At 60.0% G+C, this 17,491-nt stretch carries 16 protein-coding genes; 10 read left to right on the top strand and 6 right to left on the bottom strand.

The window, feature by feature from the left end; all coding sequences use genetic code 11:
• Positions 1 to 65 precede the first annotated feature (65 nt).
• The 6 genes from YH63_RS00865 to cnbZ are packed head-to-tail and all read left to right on the top strand — an operon-like array spanning position 66 to position 5,377.
• Positions 66 to 1,277: an amino acid ABC transporter substrate-binding protein gene (locus YH63_RS00865; protein ID WP_046829238.1), complete on the top strand. Its 1,212-nt coding sequence runs from the start codon at positions 66 to 68 to the stop codon at positions 1,275 to 1,277.
• Between the two features lie 27 nt (positions 1,278 to 1,304).
• Entirely contained in the window at positions 1,305 to 2,171 is an 867-nt protein-coding gene (locus YH63_RS00860; protein WP_046829239.1) for a branched-chain amino acid ABC transporter permease, read from the top strand.
• A complete protein-coding gene (locus YH63_RS00855) occupies positions 2,168 to 3,103 on the top strand; it encodes a branched-chain amino acid ABC transporter permease (RefSeq protein WP_046829240.1) in 936 nt (311 codons plus the stop codon). Before YH63_RS00860 ends, YH63_RS00855 begins: the two co-directional genes overlap by 4 nt.
• Positions 3,096 to 3,845, top strand: a complete 750-nt coding sequence (locus YH63_RS00850; protein ID WP_046829241.1) for an ABC transporter ATP-binding protein — start codon at positions 3,096 to 3,098, stop codon at positions 3,843 to 3,845. The genes YH63_RS00855 and YH63_RS00850 overlap by 8 nt, the downstream gene beginning before the upstream one ends.
• A complete protein-coding gene (locus YH63_RS00845; RefSeq protein WP_046829242.1) occupies positions 3,838 to 4,572 on the top strand; it encodes an ABC transporter ATP-binding protein in 735 nt (244 codons plus the stop codon). Before YH63_RS00850 ends, YH63_RS00845 begins: the two co-directional genes overlap by 8 nt.
• 46 nt (positions 4,573 to 4,618) lie before the next feature.
• On the top strand, positions 4,619 to 5,377 hold the full coding sequence (gene cnbZ, locus YH63_RS00840) for a 2-amino-5-chloromuconate deaminase CnbZ (protein ID WP_046829243.1): 759 nt from the start codon (positions 4,619 to 4,621) through the stop codon (positions 5,375 to 5,377).
• 27 nt (positions 5,378 to 5,404) lie between these two features.
• On the opposite strand, the gene YH63_RS00835 is transcribed toward cnbZ, so the two are convergent.
• Both YH63_RS00835 and YH63_RS00830 read right to left on the bottom strand, forming a co-directional pair.
• Positions 5,405 to 6,157: an anti-sigma factor gene (locus tag YH63_RS00835; RefSeq protein WP_046829244.1), complete on the bottom strand. Its 753-nt coding sequence runs from the start codon at positions 6,155 to 6,157 to the stop codon at positions 5,405 to 5,407.
• A complete protein-coding gene (locus tag YH63_RS00830; RefSeq protein WP_433995106.1) occupies positions 6,154 to 6,636 on the bottom strand; it encodes a sigma-70 family RNA polymerase sigma factor in 483 nt (160 codons plus the stop codon). Before YH63_RS00830 ends, YH63_RS00835 begins: the two co-directional genes overlap by 4 nt.
• Positions 6,637 to 6,896: 260 nt before the next feature.
• Here YH63_RS00830 and YH63_RS00825 point away from each other — a divergent pair, with 260 nt between their 5' ends.
• From YH63_RS00825 to hpxZ, 4 genes are all read left to right on the top strand, one after another.
• On the top strand, positions 6,897 to 7,673 hold the full coding sequence (locus YH63_RS00825; protein ID WP_046829246.1) for a DUF4394 domain-containing protein: 777 nt from the start codon (positions 6,897 to 6,899) through the stop codon (positions 7,671 to 7,673).
• A gap of 193 nt (positions 7,674 to 7,866) precedes the next feature.
• The gene (locus YH63_RS00820) at positions 7,867 to 8,811 is read left to right on the top strand and encodes an alpha/beta hydrolase (RefSeq protein ID WP_046829247.1); all 945 of its coding nucleotides are present in this window, start codon (positions 7,867 to 7,869) and stop codon (positions 8,809 to 8,811) included.
• 148 nt (positions 8,812 to 8,959) lie between these two features.
• Complete coding sequence (locus YH63_RS00815; protein WP_046829248.1) at positions 8,960 to 10,621, top strand: flavin-containing monooxygenase; 1,662 nt, start codon at positions 8,960 to 8,962, stop codon at positions 10,619 to 10,621.
• Between the two features lie 176 nt (positions 10,622 to 10,797).
• Complete coding sequence (hpxZ, locus tag YH63_RS00810; protein WP_046829859.1) at positions 10,798 to 11,190, top strand: oxalurate catabolism protein HpxZ; 393 nt, start codon at positions 10,798 to 10,800, stop codon at positions 11,188 to 11,190.
• A 120-nt stretch (positions 11,191 to 11,310) separates the two neighbouring features.
• Here hpxZ and YH63_RS00805 read toward each other — a convergent pair whose 3' ends face one another.
• The 4 genes from YH63_RS00805 to YH63_RS00790 form a co-directional block, all read right to left on the bottom strand.
• Complete coding sequence (locus YH63_RS00805) at positions 11,311 to 11,544, bottom strand: DUF6489 family protein (protein WP_046829249.1); 234 nt, start codon at positions 11,542 to 11,544, stop codon at positions 11,311 to 11,313.
• A 114-nt stretch (positions 11,545 to 11,658) separates the two neighbouring features.
• Complete coding sequence (pncB, locus tag YH63_RS00800) at positions 11,659 to 12,963, bottom strand: nicotinate phosphoribosyltransferase (protein ID WP_046829250.1); 1,305 nt, start codon at positions 12,961 to 12,963, stop codon at positions 11,659 to 11,661.
• 212 nt (positions 12,964 to 13,175) lie between these two features.
• The gene (locus YH63_RS00795) at positions 13,176 to 16,745 is read right to left on the bottom strand and encodes a molybdopterin cofactor-binding domain-containing protein (RefSeq protein ID WP_046829251.1); all 3,570 of its coding nucleotides are present in this window, start codon (positions 16,743 to 16,745) and stop codon (positions 13,176 to 13,178) included.
• The gene (locus tag YH63_RS00790) at positions 16,745 to 17,227 is read right to left on the bottom strand and encodes a (2Fe-2S)-binding protein (protein WP_046829860.1); all 483 of its coding nucleotides are present in this window, start codon (positions 17,225 to 17,227) and stop codon (positions 16,745 to 16,747) included. Before YH63_RS00790 ends, YH63_RS00795 begins: the two co-directional genes overlap by 1 nt.
• Positions 17,228 to 17,491: the final 264 nt, after the last annotated feature.

Below are 17,491 nucleotides of genomic sequence, written 5' to 3'. Positions count from 1 at the left end.
ATTCGATTCCTTATTTTGCCAAGATTTCAACAGGTCGCACCCTTGGTACCTGATGGAGAATCTGGATGGCTCGCTCCCGGCTCGTCTCGCGTGGTTTGAATTCGCTTTTGATCGTTGCCTCTTTGGGATTGTCCGCCTCGGCGGCGCAGGCGCAGGATGTCATCAAGTTTGGTGCGCCGCTTCCGCTCACCGGGCCGCTCGCGCCCGAGGCGATCAAACAGCAGCAGGGATATGACCTGTGGGCTGAGCAGGCCAACAAGGCGGGCGGCATCTCGGTCGGCGGCAAGAAGTACAAGGTCGAGATCGTCTACACCGACTACCAGTCGAACACGCCGCGCGCGGTGCAGACCACCGAGCAGATGATCACCCAGAACAACGTCAACTTCCTGTTTGGCCCGTTCGGGTCGGGCGCCGCGAAGGCGGGCAGCAGCGTTTCCGAGAAGTACAAGGTGCCGACCATTGCCGCGACCGCCTCGTCGTCGCAGGTTTACGACCAGGGATACAAATATCTGTTCGGGACCTTCACGCCGAACGACACGCTGACCACGCCGCTCACTCAGATGGTCAAAGCGAAGGCGCCGGACGTGAAGAAGGTCGCGATTCTGGCGCGGAACGATCTGTTTCCCCTTGCCATCGCGCAGGAAATGGAAAAATCGGCGAAGGGCAACGGTCTCGAAGTCGCTTACTTCGAGAAGTATGCGATCGGAACACTCGATCACTCCGCTACGCTGTCGCAGATCAAGTCGCTGGCTCCGCAGTGGATCTTCGTGACCGGCTACATCAACGATCTGCTGCTGGTGAAAAAGCAGATGGCTGACCAGCAGATCAAGGCCACGGTGGTTTCGATGATCGCGGGTCCGGCCTATCAGGAATTCATCGATGCCGCCGGTGCAGGCGGAGAAAACATCACCAGCGCCGCCTGGTGGCATCCCGCCGCGCAGTATTCCGGCAAGGACATTTTCGGCACCACGGCAAACTATGTGAAGCTGTTCAAGGAAAAGTTCAAATCCGAACCTGACTACGCGCAGGCGTCGGCGTCGGTCGCCGGAGCGTTGTTCCAGATGGCGATCGAGAAGGCCGGGTCGCTCGACAAGGACAAGGTGCGCGACGAACTCGCAAAGCTTGACGTGATGACGTTCTTCGGCCCCGTGAAGTTTGGTCCGACAGGGCAGATCAACTCACTGGAGCCGCCGGTATTCCAGCTTCAGGGCGGCAAGCCCATCGTGCTTTCGCCTGCGCTGATCAAGCAGGGCGAATTCAAGCTCGGCGTGAACTGATCCACGGCGCGGAGGCGAGGACATCACATGCTGGCGGCCCAGGTTCTGATCAATGCTTTAGTGCTGGGCTGCCTTTACGCATGTATTGCGATCGGCTTCTCACTGGTTTGGGGCGTTCTGAACGTCATCAACCTGATCCATGGCTCGTTCATCGTTCTCGGCGCTTATCTGGCCTGGGGACTTTATCAGTCACTCCATCTCTCGCCGTGGTACGCGCTTCTCATCGCGGCGCCGTTGTTCTTTGCGTTCGGTTACCTCATTCAACGTATCATTCTTAACCGCGTGATCACCGCGCCTGTGCTTGTGACGCTGACGCTGACATTCGGCCTCGATCTGATCCTCAACAACGCGATGATCTATTACTTCAAGGCGGATTACCGGAAGTTGACGCTGACGCCGCCGATGGGATCGATCTCATTCTTCGATGTTGTCGTCCCGGTCGATCGGCTGATCGCGACTGCGTCTGCGCTGGCGCTGACCGGGGTGCTTTATCTGATCCTGCGCCGGTTGCGTGTCGGGCGCGCTATCGTTGCGGTGAGGCTCGATCGTGACGCTGCCACGCTGATGGGTGTCGATGTCAAGTCGATCTACGCGATTGCCTTCGGCCTCGGTGCTGCACTGGCCGGCTGCGCTGGGGTGCTGATGGCGCTGATCTTCCCGATCTCGCCGCTCACCTCCACGGCTTATCTCGGCAAGGCTTTCGTGGTCTGCGTGCTTGGTGGCCTCGGCAGTGTGTCGGGTGCTCTGGCCGGCGGCATTCTGCTGGCCCTGATCGAAGGCATCGGCTCCACGCTGATCGGTCCGGCGCATGCGACGACGTTGTCATTCGTCTTGCTGATCATCTTCCTGATCGTTCGCCCCCAGGGCCTGCTTGGCCGAAAGGGCTTCGAATGACCCGGTCGAATCTGATCCTGCTGGTGCTGATCGCTTGTATCGCCGCGCTGCCTATGTTCGGTGGAGCGTATGCACTAAGGCTTGGCACGATCGCCTGCATGTACGCGATCCTCGCTTTATCATGGAACATTGTCGGTGGTTTCGCGGGCTATCCATCGTTCGCCACGGCAGCGTTCTTCGGCCTGGGGGCGTACACAACCGGCGTTTTGATGTCGCGGGGAGTCCCTATTGGTGTTGCGGTGGCCGCCGCATGGGTAGGGGCGTTCGTGGTCGCAGCCCTTCTGGGCGCCGCGCTGCTCCGTTTGCGCGGACATTACTTCGCAATTGCCAGCCTTTCGCTGATCGAGGTGTTTCGCGAACTCGTCAACAATGCCACCGATCTTACCGGTGGCGGCATGGGCCTGAATATCCCGCTGACATCCGCAGCCGGTGTGATATCGGACGCGACCTTCTTCTTTTATGCGATGTGGGCATTGCTGCTCGGGACCGCCTTGATGGTGCTCATCGTCTCGGGGTCAAAGCTCGGCTTTGGACTTGCCTGCATCCGGCAGAATGAGACTGCCGCCAACATGATCGGTCTCAATGCCACGCTCTACAAGAGCGTCGCGTTTGGCCTCTCGGCATGCTTCGTCAGCGCCGCGGGCGGCATCTACGCCGCGTGGGTCCATTACATCGATCCGTCGGACGTGTTCGACATTCTCTACTCGGTCAAGCCGATCGTGATGGCGCTGATTGGTGGGCTCGGTTCGCCGCTCGGTGTGGTTATCGGTGCGCTCGTCTATCTCGGTCTGGAGGAGGTGGTCTGGCGCAACTACATCCAGATCCATAGCGGTGTCCTCGGCGTTCTCATCGTCGCGCTGCTGCTGTTCCTCCCGCACGGGCTGATGTCGCTGCGTGATCGACTTCTTTCATGGAGGCCGAAGCGTGTCTGAGATTCTCCGGCTTCAGTCAGTCTCCCGTCACTTCAGTGGCCTCAAGGCGTTGAGCGACGTGTCGCTCGGCATCAACAAGGGCGAGGTACTCGGCCTGATCGGCCCGAACGGCGCCGGCAAGACCACGCTCGTCAATGTCGTCACCGGCGTGACCCCAGCGAGTTTGGGGACGGTGATATTCGCAGGGCAAGACATTACGCGCGTAAAGACTTATCAGTCTGCGCGCCTTGGGCTGTCTCGAACCTTTCAGATCGTGCAGCCTTTCGCTGAACTCTCTGCTCTCGACAACGTGGCTGCTGCCGCGCTGTTTTCGCAGCCGAATGAAAGCCTGAAGTCGGCACGTGAGGCGGCCCGTGAACGTCTGGCTTTCGTTGGTCTCGAAGCGCAATCGGATCAGCCGGCGGCAACGCTGACGCTGGCGATGCGCAAGCGGCTCGAGCTCGCAAAGGCGCTGGCGATGAAGCCGAAGCTGCTGTTTCTGGACGAAGTCAACGCCGGCTTGAACAGCGCTGAGGTGGAGCGTGCGACCCGGCTTATTCACGAGCTTGCTGCCAGCGGCATTACGATTGTGATGATCGAGCACCTGATGAAGGTCGTGCTCAATGTCTGCACGCGGATCGTTGTGCTGCACAACGGGCGGCTGATTGCGGACGGTCAGCCGCGCGATGTGATCAAGAACCCGGCGGTCGTCGAAGCCTATCTCGGTCAGCAATATGCCCAGAGGGCCGCCGCCCATGGTTGATGCTGTTCCCATTCTCGAATTGCAGGGTCTGCGCGCCGGCTATGGCGAGGTGCAGGTGCTATGGGGCATCGATCTCGCGGTGCGCAGGGGTGAGATTACGGCGCTGATCGGCTCCAACGGGGCGGGCAAGACCACGCTGATGCGTGCGCTGTCGGGTCTGATTCCGGTTCAATCGGGCTCCTATCGGTCGGATGGCGAGGACCTTGCGGGTGCTACGGCCGCCAGGATTCTTTCACGCGGCATTGTCCACGTGCCAGAAGGGCGGCGCCTGTTCGGCGCAATGAGCATCGAAGACAATCTTCTGATGGGGGCCTATTCGCGCACCGCGTCGCGCGCCGAGATCAGCCGCGATATGGATCGGGTCTACACGACGTTCCCGAAACTGTCCGAGCGGCGCAATCAGGCCGCAGCGACGCTCTCCGGAGGAGAGCAGCAGATGTGCGCCATTGGACGCGGCCTGATGAGCGCGCCGAAGCTGTTGATGATTGACGAGCTGTCGCTCGGTCTCTCTCCTCTGCTGGTGGAGCAGCTTGTCGCCGCGCTGCGTACGCTCAATGCCGAAGGCATGTCGATCCTGCTGGTCGAGCAGGATGTCACGACTGCGCTGGATCTGTGCCACGCCGCCTTCGTGATGGATATGGGCCGGATCGTCAGATCGGGGTCCGGTGCTGAACTTCTGGCCGACCCGATCATTCGCGACGCCTATCTCGGCGTTCTGGAAGAATAGTCCGCGGCCAAGACCACAATTCAATTCTGAAGCAAGAAGAGGCATCATGATCAAGACCGTTGAAGCGCCCGACAGTGGCTATCGTTTCATACCGGGTGTCAGCCAGTATTCGGCAGGCGTTGGAGCGCTTCCGGGGTTCGCGCTCGAGCGGGTGCGGTTCACGAATCCGGTGCCGTTGCGTCAGGGATTTGAAAAGATCGCACAGGTTCTGAAAGCCGCAGGCCGTCCGTTGTCAGCATTCGCAGCCTGCGAGTTGCGTTCGCCTGCGCCCTTCACTGAAAGCGGGTTCGTGAGCTTCAACGCGGAGTACACCGGCTTTCTGAAGGAATGGGGCGTGATGCGGGACGGTGCCGACAATCCGGTGGCGCGCAGCAACGTTTGTCCGAAAATCGATCCGCCGTCGACGCCCAGTTTTTATGCCTTTACCTATAGCGTTGTCGCGGCGAACGCGCCGGCATCGTTCGTTGTCGCCGGAAGCGGAGAGGCGCCTGAAGGCAAAGGGAACTATCGCGACCACGCCGTGCGGCTGGGGGATATCTCGCCCGCAGCGATGCTGGAGAAGGCGAAATGGGTTCTGGGTGAGATGGAACGGCGCATGGGCGCGTTCGGCGGCGACTGGAGCCAGCTCACGGCGACCCAGCTTTACACCGTTCACGACATCTTCCCGTTCATCGAAAGCGAACTCGGCAAGCGCGGCATCTTCCGGCAAGGCCTGACCTGGCACCTGAACCGGCCGCCGGTGCAGGATCTTGAGTATGAAATGGATTGCCGCCGGGTTCTCACGGAGCGTGTGATCGAGGTTTAAGCTTCGATCACACGAATTGATGAACAGCTATAGGGTTCTTGCGGCGTTGCCCTTGAACAGGATCGGACCGGTGGGTCGCCCGATGGGCGACCCACCTTCCGGTTCAAGCGTGATTTCGAACAACTGATCGGCCACGGTTTCGGGCAGGGACTCGAGATTGAGCTGCAGCGTGCGCGACTGGCCCGTGATCCCGATTGATTTCGGGCCGACGGCGCGATCCCACAGTGTCCACACCTGCAATGTGCGTCCCGGAGGCACGTCAATGACCTTGAGCGGGATCAGCTCGACACGGCCGTTAGCGAAAGCATTGACCACCGCCCCGGCTTCCTTGGTGGTGTCGTTGACGAGAATCGCGACGTAAACCGGCTTGCTTTGCGCCAACGCAACCAGATCGCGTCGCAGCTCCTTCGATGTCGTCAGCGCACCGAGCGCGATAACAGCAAACAGCAACGCGGCGACACTGGCGGTCAGGCCGGTCGTACGCCAGAACCGAATATTGTCCCAGACCGTTGCGCCGAGTACGGCGTTGCGTGTGCCGGGCAGTGCCGAAATGGTTTCCTTCTTCGTTGTTTCGGCGATGCGGCGCCACAGGTCAGGGCTGGGTGTCACGGGTTCGGCGGTCGTATCGAACTCCGAAAGCCGTTCGCGCCAGGCGCTCACTGCTGCCGCAAACGCCGGATCGCTCTCCAGCCGTTTTTCCGCGGCCGCTTCGCCTGCTGCATCGAGCAAACCCATCACGTAGTCGGCCGCTGTGGTGTCGCGTTCGTCCTGCATGCTCATCCCATGCACTCCTGCAACGACATCAGCCCACGTCGCACCCAGCTCTTGACGGTACCGAGCGGCACTTTCAGCCGTCCCGCCATTTCGCCATGACTCATGCCGTGAACATAGGCGAGGACCACCACGTCGCGTCGCGGCCGCTCGATGCGTTCAAGACAGCGGCGCAGCGCGCTGGTCTCCGGAAGACGAGCGATCGAATCATCGGGAGCAATGTCTTGAAGGCCGCCGTGCTCGTCATGGTCGTAGCGATGCTCGCCGCGATAGATGGTGAGTGCGCGGTTTCTTACGATAGCGTAAAGCCAGCCGATGGCGCTGCCGCGCTGCGGATCGAAGCCGCGAGCGCCGTTCCATATCCGCACGAAGGCATCGTGGACAGCTTCCTCCGCGAGATCCTGACGAATGAGAATACGGCGCGCCACACCGACCATCCGCGCTGCTTCGCTGTCGTAGATCATCTGAAGCGCGCTGCGGTCGCCCACGGTGCATCGCGCCAGAGCGGCAGCGAGTTGAGCCTCACGCTCCCGGTCGAACTGGGGCTTGTCTGTTTGAACATCCAAAGCGGGAACCTCGGGGACCTGAGCCATGCGTCAGAGATTGCATAGCCTTTATACCGGTCCCGTGCGGCATTTGGATGCACCGCCCCGAAAATAATCTTGAGGGCGCTGCATCCGTTCGGCTTTGCCGCCGGTATCGCCTGTATCGGTCCGAATGGGATCGTCGAGATACAGGGAGTTTCGCCATGAAGTTCAGCACGATTTTCGCCGCATCCACGGCACTTTTGATGACATCAGTCGCGGCAAGCGCGGCTCAAGTTGCAGCATTGGTCGGCAACGACACCATCGCGATGGTCGACACCGCACAAAAGAAGGCCACCGGTTCCGTCAAGGTGACAGGGATTTCCGGGGCGCTGGTCGGTATCGACGTTCGCCCCGCCGACGGGATGCTTTATGGCCTGGTCGATGACGGCACGGTCGTGACGATCGCCAAGGACGGCAAGGCGACCATGAAATCGAAGCTCGAAACCATGGTCGCGAAGGGCGTGCTCGTCACGGTCGATTTCAACCCGGCAGCGGATCGCTTGCGCGTGATGGGCGCTGACGGCATGAGCCTCCGCGCCAATGTCGATGACGGCAAGGTCACCAAGGACGGCGATCATAAGTATGCCGAGACCGACGCCAGCAAGGGTGCAAAGCCAAATGTGATCGCCGGTGCCTACACCAACTCGGTGAAGGGTACCAAGGAAACGGCGCTGTTCAACATCGATGCGACCGCCGGTACGCTCGTGAAACAGGCTCCTCCCAATGATGGCATTCTCGGCACCATTGGCAAGCTTGGCGTCAAGGCTGACAGCGCGTCGTTCGATATCTGGTCGGATGGCAACGGAAAGAATGAGGCCTGGCTGATGGTAGGAGACACACTCTACAGCGTCGATCTCGCGACAGGCAAAGCGACTGAAGCCGCCAAGATTTCCGGCGTCACCGGTCCGGTGAAGGACATCGCAATCCTCGGTATGTGATGCTGTAAGGGCTGGCATCAGAGCCAATCCTACGATTACTGACGGCCCTGCACTTTCCCGTGCGGTGCCGTCGTCTTTTGTACGGCATCTGCTGGCCGGGTATTCGTCTCGGCAACGTCGACAGCAGCCAAATCGCGGGTTAACAATTCAAGCAAGAAGGATAACAACGCCCGCAAGAGCCTTGGGGAGGACCATGTCAGTCACACTCGATCCCGATGCCGCCGCCGTTCTCCACGCCTTTCGCGAGGCCGGACGTCCGCCATATGAAACGCTGTCACCGGTGGAGGCCCGCCAGATGTATTTGGCAGGCCGCGTTGTCTCGAATCCTGAGCCGCCCCAAATTGCTTCAATGGAATCCCTGACGATACCGGGGCCGGATGGGCTAATTCCCGCACGCCTCTACAAGCCATTGAAGCTGCGGCAGGCCGATGGACTCTCGCCATGTCTGGTCTTTTTTCATGGCGGCGGCTGGGTGATCGGTGATCTCGACTCCCATGACGTGGTTTGCCGGACACTGGCCGATGAAGGTCAACTCATCGTGGTCTCGGTAGATTATCGTCTGGCGCCGGAGCATCGGTTCCCGGCGGCGGTCGATGACGCGATTGCGGCGACGGAATGGGTTTCGAAGAATGCTCTTTCGCTAGGGATTGATGCATCCCGATTGCTTGTGGGCGGTGACAGCGCAGGCGGCAATCTCGCGGCAGTCGTTGCGATTAATGCTCGGAATGCGGGGCCGAAAATCGCGGGCCAGGTCCTTATCTATCCGGCAACCGATTTTACGATGACACACCCCTCGCATAGCGAGCCCGAGACCAGCGCATTGCTGACGCATTCAGTAATCCGGTGGTTTCGCGATCACTATCTCAATGGTGCCACTGGAATCGACGACTGGCGGGCATCGCCAGCGCGTGTCCAAAATCTCTCCGGATTGCCGCCCGCATTCGTATTGACGGCCGGTGCCGATCCCTTGCGCGACGAGGGAGAAGAGTTTGCCAAGCGCCTCGGCAACGCGGGTGTGCCTGTGGTGTACCGGACGTATCCCGGTCAATTTCATGGATTCATCACCATGGGAAAACTGCTCCCGAAGGCGAGTGACGCGATGCGGGAAATCGGCAGTTGGCTCAAGGCGATGGGATAGCGCGTCGATCGTCGATCGTCCCGTCACCGTGCATGGCGTCCGCTCGGCATCGATCTATTGTCTTTGCCCGTTTTTCGAGGTCACATTGAATGCAGAAGGCTGACCAGCAGCTTTCCAAGAGCAACGGAAAATCCGGGAGAACGAAGATATGATTGCTCCGCAGCATGGTTCAACGCCCTCCAATGAAAGCTACGACACTGTTGTTGTCGGTGCGGGATTCGCGGGCTTGTACATGCTGCATCGGCTACGCGGCCTCGGTCTTTCGGTGCGTGTTTATGAGCAAGGTGGTGATGTCGGCGGGACATGGTACTGGAATCGTTATCCCGGCGCGCGTTGCGACGTCGAGAGCATGCAATATTCCTATTCGTTTTCGGAGGAGTTGCAGCAGGAATGGGAATGGAGCGAGCGTTATGCGCCGCAGCCCGAGATCCTGAAATACGCCAACCATGTCGCTGACAGGTTCGATCTGCGTCGCGATATTCAGCTCAATACGCGGGTTGAGGCCGCGGAATTTCATGAGAGCGCCAACCGCTGGTCGGTGATCACGTCGGACGGAAAAGCCGTATCGGCGACCTATTTCATCCTGGCGACCGGCTGCCTATCGAACGCTCGGATACCTGACTTTAAGGGCTGGGATCGTTTTCAGGGAAAAACGTATCACACCGGACACTGGCCGCATGACGAGGTGGATTTCACCGGGCAGCGGGTTGGTGTCGTTGGGACCGGTTCATCTGCGATCCAGTCAATTCCCATCATCGCCGGGCAGGCCAGCCATCTTTTTGTTTTCCAGCGCACGCCCAATTTCAGTGTTCCGGCACACAATGCTCCGCTTACGCCGGAGATCACGCGATCCTGGAAGTCCGACTATGCCGATCGGCGGCGGCGCGCGCGCGAAGAGTCGAGGAACGGAATCCTGATGGTCATTTCCGAGAAAGGCGCGCTGGACGATACAGAGGAAGCGCGACGGCGGGAGTATGAGACCGGCTGGACGCGCGGCGGCATCAGCTTCATGGCATCCTATAATAATCTCTTGTTCGACAAGCCTTCAAACGACACCGCTTGTGCATTCGTTCGGTCGAAGATCGAGGAAATTGTGCAGGACCCCGCGGTCGCAAAACTGTTGCAGCCGCACGATCATCCGATCGGCTCGAAACGCATCTGTGTGGACACGGATTACTACGCCACTTTCAATCGGCCCAACGTCACTCTGGTCGACATTCGATCCAGCCCGATCGAGGAGATACTGCCGCATGGTTTGCGGACCGGAGGCAAGGATTTCGAACTCGACTCGATTGTGTTCGGCACCGGCTTCGACGCCATGACCGGGTCGGTCGCCAAGATCAATATCAAGGGCAGGGATGGCACGACCCTGAACCAGAAATGGGCAGAGGGACCCCGGACCTATCTCGGTCTGATGAGTGCCAGCTTTCCGAACATGTTCATTATCACCGGCCCGGGCAGTCCGTCGGTGCTGAGCAATATGATTGTATCGATTGAGCAGCACGTGGACTGGATCAGCGACTGCATCGGTTACATGCGTCAGCGTGGCATCGACTGCATGGAGGCGACAAAAGATGCTGAGGACGACTGGGTGACGCAGGTCAACGATGTTGCGAGCGGAACGCTCTATCCGCAGGCCAACTCGTGGTACATGGGCGCCAACATTCCCGGAAAGCCGCAGGTCTTCATGCCCTATATCGGCGGTGTCGGCGTTTATCGCCAGATCTGTAACGACGTCGCGGGAAAAGGCTATGAAGGCTTTGCTTTGACGAGTCGAGGTCGGACCGCAGCAGCCGTCGCTGCCGAATAGGCATGCAGGGCACGACGACGTTAAACGCCAATCAGTTCACGATGAACATCACCTGCAAAATGAAAGTCATGTTCATGTGTTGGTTTAAGCGGCTAAGTCGGCCAAAGGCTGGCATCACGCGCTGCAAGCCGCGCGGGCCTGAGCGCACGGCGCCTTAAAGGTACTTGAAAATGACGGTGAAAGTCGATTTACCCGATGTCGTAGCTGAAGTCAGCGCAGCCTTTGCGGCTTACGAAAAGGCGCTGACGTCGAATGACGTTGCGACACTCGATGCGCTGTTTCGCAAGGACTCCAGGACGATTCGCTACGGGATCGGTGAAAACCTTTACGGCTACGACGCCATTGCCGCGTTCCGCGCGGCGCGAAATCCCGCGGGTCTGATCCGCGATCTGTCGAAGACTGTCATTACGGCCTATGGCCGCGATACCGCCGTTGCTTCCACGTTGTTCCATCGTTCATCCGCGCCCGGCAGGATTGGGCGGCAGATGCAGACATGGGTCCGTTTCGCGGAAGGCTGGCGGATCGTCGCGGCGCATGTCAGTCTGATCGACGTGCCGGATGAGACATGATCTAAGACCAGTATTCCAGGTTCGTCGCGCGCTGACACGCGAGCATATCGAGACTGTTCGTGAGGAATACGAAGTTTACGCGGCGTCGCTGTAAATATTTTTAAAGCGTTTTCTCGCGTCTTACTTCTTGGTGCCGCCGAGTCCGCCGAACATCTTGAACATGTCCCCGAATTGTTCGGGATTGAACGACATCCAGTTGCGCAGGATGGCATCGGGCGACATGCCTGCGACCCCGGAAAGCAGTTTTTCCTCAAGCTGCTTCATCGCCTTTTCCTGCATGGGCTGGATGTTTGGAAGTCCCAGGAACTCTCGTGCTTCCTGCGGCGTGCAATCAATGTTGACCGTGACCTTCATCAAATCGTTCCTGTACTGGCGTCCCATTCATTCAGGATCACGATCCTGATCGGGCCAATCTACACATGATGAGGCCGAATGGAAATCGCTCCAAGCGATCTGCTCCGCCAGCGTCTATACGTGGACCGCGCTGCGCACGCGGCCTGCATTGCCGAACACGCGTAGATAACGCGCAATCTCGGTTGGACTGCCGGTCGCTTTTTCAGGATTGTCCGAGAGCTTTACCGCCGGCTGTCCGTTAACGGCAGTCACCTTGCAAACGAGCGAGATCGGATCGAGATCGGCGGTGCCATCCGGCGCGCATCCGACAAAGTCGTTCGTGAGATTCGTGCCCCAGCCGAAGCTGGTTCTGACGCGTCCGGCAAAATAACGATGCGTCTCCTCGATTGACCCGACATCCATGCCGTCTGAGAAAATCAGCAGTTTCTCCTTCGGATCGCGTCCCTTTTCCTTCCACCACTTGATGATCTCTTCGCCTGCCGCTATCGGCGGCGCGCTGTCCGGGCGGAAGCCCGTCCAGTCAGCCACCCATTCGGGCGCATCCCGCAGAAATGCCTTGGTGCCGAACGCATCGGGCAGGGCGATCAGAAGATTTCCGTCATAGGTCTGTCGCCACTGATCGAGGATAAGGTAAGGCGCCCACCGCAGTTCGGTGTCGTCCTTCGCCAGCGCGGCTGCGACCATCGGCAGTTCATGTGCGTTGGTGCCGATCGCTTCCAGATCGTTGTCCATCGCGAGCAGTACGTTGGAGGTGCCGGTGAAGGCCGGGCCAAGCCCTTCCTTGACGGCTTCGACGCACCAGCGCTGCCACAGAAAGCCGTGCCGCCGCCGTGTCCCGAAATCCGACAGCCGCAGGCCTTCAAGTTTGCGCAGTCGTTCGACCTTGGTCCAGAGCTTGGCCTTCGCCCGCGCGTACAGAACGTCGAGAACGAACCGGCCTTGTCCCTTCATGGCCTGCCGCGAGCGCAATTCATTGATGATGGCGAGCGCTGGAATTTCCCACATGGTCGTGTGGGTCCACGGCCCGTGGAAATGCAGTTCGTACTGCCCATCGACCGTGCGCAGCTCGTATTCGGGGAGCTGAAACGTCGCGAGCCAGCTGATGAAGCCCGGCGAGAACATCTGGGTCTTGCCGTAGAACGTATTACCGGCGAGCCAGATCAACTCCTTTTTGGTGAAGCGAACGGTGCGGGCATGATCGAGCTGGGCGCGAAGCTCTCCCTCGTCGATCACTTCGCCGAGGCGGACATGATGCGTGCGATTGATCACCGAGAACGTCACATGCTCATCCGGATAGAATCGCCGGATCATCTGAAGCATCAGGAGCTTGTAGAAGTCGGTGTCGAGAAGGCTGCGCACGATCGGATCGAGCCGCCAGCCGTGATTGTAGGTCCGCGAAGCGATGTCTGTAATGGCCATGCTTGTGTCCCGTATCCGGCGTTCGCTTCACTTCGCAGCGCCTTCCGAGCGGACGCCGGATACGAAAGGACACAAGCGAATTATGATTTTAGTGATCCTTTGGTTCTGACATTCGTAAAAGTGCTTGCGAAGGAGTGTGTACGAATGTCAGAACCGGATCACTAGGATCATATCCGGCTCCTTCAGGGGCAGCCAGCCACCCCCGTGTGATTTTATGGTCTGGCGGCGTGCCGGACCCGGCCGATCGCGGCGGCGACGTCGGTCCAGGGCGCCTTGTCCGGAGCGAACTGCTGCCTGAGGTAGGACACCAGCTCCAAGACCTGTTCATCATTGAGGCTGTTCTTGAAGGCAGGCATATAGCCGAGATCGCTGGAGACCGGCTGCTCGATGCCGTGGAGAATGACCTGAATAAGGTTATCGGGCATGGTGCTGTGCAAGTTGCTATTCAGCGCCAGTGAGGGTTTGCTGCCAAACAGAACAGGCCCGCCGATCTGATGGCAGACCGCGCAAGCGCCATCATAGATGCGCGCGCCAAGAGCTGAGGCAGAGACGGCCTTCACGCTCGTTATGGTTTCCAGCCGCGTTGCCAGCGTTTCCTGCGCCGCTGGCGTTTCTGTGGTCTCGTTGAAAGAGGCGAGATAAACCGCCATGGCGCGAATGTCGCTGTCAGGCACGGCTGCCAGCTCTCTTACGATCGGCGCCATAGGCCCTGCGGCAACACCATGGAAGCGGGAGATGCCCGTTCGCAGATAGGCGAAGAGTTCGTCCTCGCTCCACGGGATCGGCGCGTGCGACAGGGACGTCAGTGGCGGCGCTTCCCAGCCTTCCGCGACGCCGCCGGCCAGATAGGCTTTGGCTGTTCTTTCCGCGCCCAATGCATTCCTCGGCGTATGGCAAGCTCCACAATGACCGAGACTCTCGACCAGATAAGCGCCGCGATTCCAGACGGTTGATTTCGCGGGATTTGCCTTGAAGAGGGCCGGTTCGTGAAACAGCGCGTTCCAGCCTGCCAGCAGCGGACGAAGGCTGAAAGGGAATGCCAGAGCAGTTTCGCGGTTGACGGCGTGCACCGGCTCCTGCGCCATCAGATAAGCGTAGAGCGCCTGCAAATCTGCATCGGTTGTCTTGGCAAAGTGATTGTAGGGAAATGCCGGGTAGAGATGCCGGCCGTCGCGATGGATGCCTTCGCGCATCGAGCGCTCGAAGGCCGGGTATGACCACGCCCCGATACCGGTCTCGACATCGGGGGTGATGTTGGTGCTGTAAACGATGCCAAACGGTGTCTCGAGCGCCCGTCCGCCCGCATTGGCGATCCCGCTTATGTCGGTATGGCAGCCGGCGCAGTTGCCGAGCGCCGCGAGTTGCTGGCCGCGGGCAATGGTCGCCGCGGAATACGTCGATACATCCGGCCGCGCGATGGGTGCAATTGATCGCCACGGCAGCACCGCTGCGGCGATGCCGACAGCCGCTGTGCAGACTGCGGCGATACCTGCGAGCGTACTGCGGCGTTTAAAGAACGGACTTGGCGTATCCGGAATTCGTTCCTGCGGCTTGAAACTGGCCGCCGGCAACAAGGCCTGCGGTGCGGGAGCATCGCCGCGCAATCCCGCAAGAATGCGCTCGGGCGTGAACGGCGGTTCGCGGAAGCGCACACCGGTTGCATCGAAAATTGCGTTTGCGATAGCCGCGGCGCTCGGGACCGACGCGGATTCACCGACGCCGAGCGGCGGCTGATCTTGCCGTGGCAGCATCAACACATCGATCTTGGGAATGTCCGGGAATGTGATGATCGGGTAGGTACCCCATTCCCGGCTGGCCACAGCGGCACGATCGAACGAGACTTCTTCCATCAGCGCGCGGCTGGTCGACTGGATGACGTTGCCGTGGATCTGATGGCGCACGCCGTCCGGGTTGATCATCAGTCCGGAATCCTGCCCGGCAACGACGCGCGTCACGCTCACATCGCCGGTCGATTTGTTGACCGCGACGTCCGCAATCCAGGCTGACCATGCAGCGCCGTAGCCGGGGAATTTGCTGTGGACATAGAGCGCGTAAGCGAAGCCGCGTCCACGCACCACATCGCCCTCGGCTTCCTGCTCCTTCCAGAGCGGGCGAGGAGTCCAGTCGGCGCGCTTGGCGACGGCCTTGACCAGATCGACTGCACGCGGATCCTTCAGATAGCGCAGGCGGTATTCAATCGGATCGACGCCAGCCTCGGCCGCGAGTTCGTCAATGTAGGATTCGTGCGCAAACGTGTTGGGCAATGCCGAGACGCCGCGAAACCATGACGCCCGCACGATGGGCGGCATATCGTGGGCGGTCACCCGCATCGCATCGTAGTCATAAGGCGGGATCGCGGTGCGGTCGCCCATCTCAAAGACCGCCGGAACAGGCGGGACGATGCCGGTCAGAAGCAGCGCCAGCGTCGGTGCTCCGTTCGAGGGATAGCGCGTGGCGAAGTCATAGCCCGCGACGCTGCCATCGGCATGCAGGCCGCCGTTGACGTCCATCAGTTGCGCTGTGCCTTTGGGCTCCCACGCGTGTTCCTGCTCACGGGTTAGCTGTACGCGCACCGGCCTGCCGACTGCGCGCGACAGCAACACCGCGTCGGCGGAGACGTCATCGGCGCAGTTGCGGCCGTAGCAACCGGCGGCCTCCAGTCGGATCACGTCGATCTGAGTTTCCGGCAGTGCGAGAAGCAGTGCGAGGTCGGATCGCAGGATGTGCGGATTCTGCGTGCCGGACCATACCCGCGCGAATCCCTCCCGAACATCTGCCACAGAACACGAAGGTCCGATTGATCCGTGCATCTGGTAGGGCCAGATGTAGGTTCGTTGCATCGGCTTTGCGGCATCCGCGATGGCGGCATCCACGTCGCCCTTGTCGAGCAATGTGCGTGGCGTACTCGGATTAGCGCGGAGCGCCGTTTCGATATCTTTCAGATTGGGCAGCGTCGGTGTCGGTTTCCACGTCACCTTGAGTTGAGCGGCCGCCTTGACCGCGTTTTCCTCGCGTTCGGCGACGACACCGACGAAGTCGCCGACCTGCACAACCGACACCATGCCGGGAATATCGCGAACGGACGACTCGTCGACGGCAATCAGACTCGTTCCGACGAAACTTCCGGCATCGACACCGGCGTAGGGCGGACGCACCACGCGCCCATGCAGCATGCCGGGAACGCGCACATCATGCACGTAGACCAGTTCACCGGTTGCCTTGGCCGGGAGATCGACGCGCGGCGTAGATTGTCCGACGATTTTGTAGGATTCGACCGCTTTCACCGGAGCATCATCGGCGAGATCGAGCCGGATGGTTTCGTCTCCGATCAGTTCGCCGTAACTGATGCTGCGGTTATCGTGACCCCGGATCAGGCCGTCCTCTACCGACAGTTCACTTTCCGGTAGCTCAAGCCTCTGCGCGGCGCGTGCGATCAGAAAGTGACGTGCTTGCGCGGCCGCTTTACGCAGTGGCACCGCAGTGATCTGGATGGTTTCGCTGGCGATGGTCGCCCCTTGATTGGGAACGAGCGAAGTGTCGCCCAGTACGACGATGACACGCGCGAACGAGACGTCCAGTTCTTCCGCGACGATCTGTCCAAGCGCCGTGCGGATGCCGGTCCCGAGATCGACATGACCATTGAAGGCAGTGATAACCCCGTTCGCGGTGATCTTGATGAAGGTCTCGAAAGCCGATCCAGTGTTGCCGGAAGATGCCGGGCGAACGACGGACAGCGATCCGGAAGGAAGTTGTTCTCGATCTGTCTGGGAATCCGCCACCATTACTCGAGTCCTTCGACGGCATGACCTGCAGCACGCATGACCGCGCGTAGGATCTCGACGTGCGCGCCACACCTACACAGGTTGTATCGCAAGGCCTGGAGCACCTCCGTTTCCGAGGGGCGCGGGTTCTGCATGAGAAGAGCTTTCGTGCTCATGATCATGCCGTTAAGGCAGTAACCGCATTGCGCGGCCTGTTCCTCGATGAAGGCGTGCTGCACGGGGTCGGGATGGTCGCGCGATCCGAGGCCTTCGAGCGTCAGTATGTCTCGCTGCACACAGCCGCTGACCGGTATCACGCAGGAGCGGGCTGCCACACCGTCGATGATGACGGTACATGCGCCGCATTCGCCGAGCCCGCAGCCATACTTGGGGCCGTTCAATTCAAGATCGTTGTGCAACACGTAAAGCAGCGGGGTGTCGGGCGCGGCGCCGACATCGTGGATCCTGCCGTTCACTGTCAGGCGGATCGGTTGCTGCGTCATATTCATCGTCACGGTCCGATCTGCTGCGCTGCAAAAGGTCGGCAATGTCTGCCTGCGACGATACCGTTTGTATACAAACGTGCAAGCGCATGATGCGCCCAGAGTGTCGCGTGTCCCGTGCGATGATGCATTGCATGATTTCTGAACACGCAAAGTAGGCAACTGAGTTTTTATTCGGCAGTTCCGGTTTTTACGCGCGACGGCGCTTGACAGCTTTCGGGACTGCGCGCAACATCGTTCGTATACGAACAAAATGCCAATGCG

This window comes from Afipia massiliensis (assembly GCF_001006325.2).
Classification (GTDB): Bacteria; Pseudomonadota; Alphaproteobacteria; order Rhizobiales; family Xanthobacteraceae; genus Afipia; species Afipia massiliensis_A.
The sequence above is the reverse complement of the archived record's forward strand: the minus strand, read 5'-3'. Positions and strand labels throughout refer to the sequence as shown.

Coding starts and splice junctions, on each gene's coding strand:
- pncB (WP_046829250.1), bottom strand. CDS start 12,963: ATGGCCATTACAGACATCGCTTCGCGGACCTACAATCACGGCTGGCGG.
- YH63_RS00865 (WP_046829238.1), top strand. CDS start 66: ATGGCTCGCTCCCGGCTCGTCTCGCGTGGTTTGAATTCGCTTTTGATC.
- YH63_RS00815 (WP_046829248.1), top strand. CDS start 8,960: ATGATTGCTCCGCAGCATGGTTCAACGCCCTCCAATGAAAGCTACGAC.
- YH63_RS00855 (WP_046829240.1), top strand. CDS start 2,168: ATGACCCGGTCGAATCTGATCCTGCTGGTGCTGATCGCTTGTATCGCC.
- YH63_RS00860 (WP_046829239.1), top strand. CDS start 1,305: ATGCTGGCGGCCCAGGTTCTGATCAATGCTTTAGTGCTGGGCTGCCTT.
- YH63_RS00820 (WP_046829247.1), top strand. CDS start 7,867: ATGTCAGTCACACTCGATCCCGATGCCGCCGCCGTTCTCCACGCCTTT.
- YH63_RS00835 (WP_046829244.1), bottom strand. CDS start 6,157: ATGAGCATGCAGGACGAACGCGACACCACAGCGGCCGACTACGTGATG.
- cnbZ (WP_046829243.1), top strand. CDS start 4,619: ATGATCAAGACCGTTGAAGCGCCCGACAGTGGCTATCGTTTCATACCG.
- YH63_RS00790 (WP_046829860.1), bottom strand. CDS start 17,227: ATGACGCAGCAACCGATCCGCCTGACAGTGAACGGCAGGATCCACGAT.
- YH63_RS00845 (WP_046829242.1), top strand. CDS start 3,838: ATGGTTGATGCTGTTCCCATTCTCGAATTGCAGGGTCTGCGCGCCGGC.
- YH63_RS00825 (WP_046829246.1), top strand. CDS start 6,897: ATGAAGTTCAGCACGATTTTCGCCGCATCCACGGCACTTTTGATGACA.
- YH63_RS00805 (WP_046829249.1), bottom strand. CDS start 11,544: ATGAAGGTCACGGTCAACATTGATTGCACGCCGCAGGAAGCACGAGAG.
- YH63_RS00795 (WP_046829251.1), bottom strand. CDS start 16,745: ATGGTGGCGGATTCCCAGACAGATCGAGAACAACTTCCTTCCGGATCG.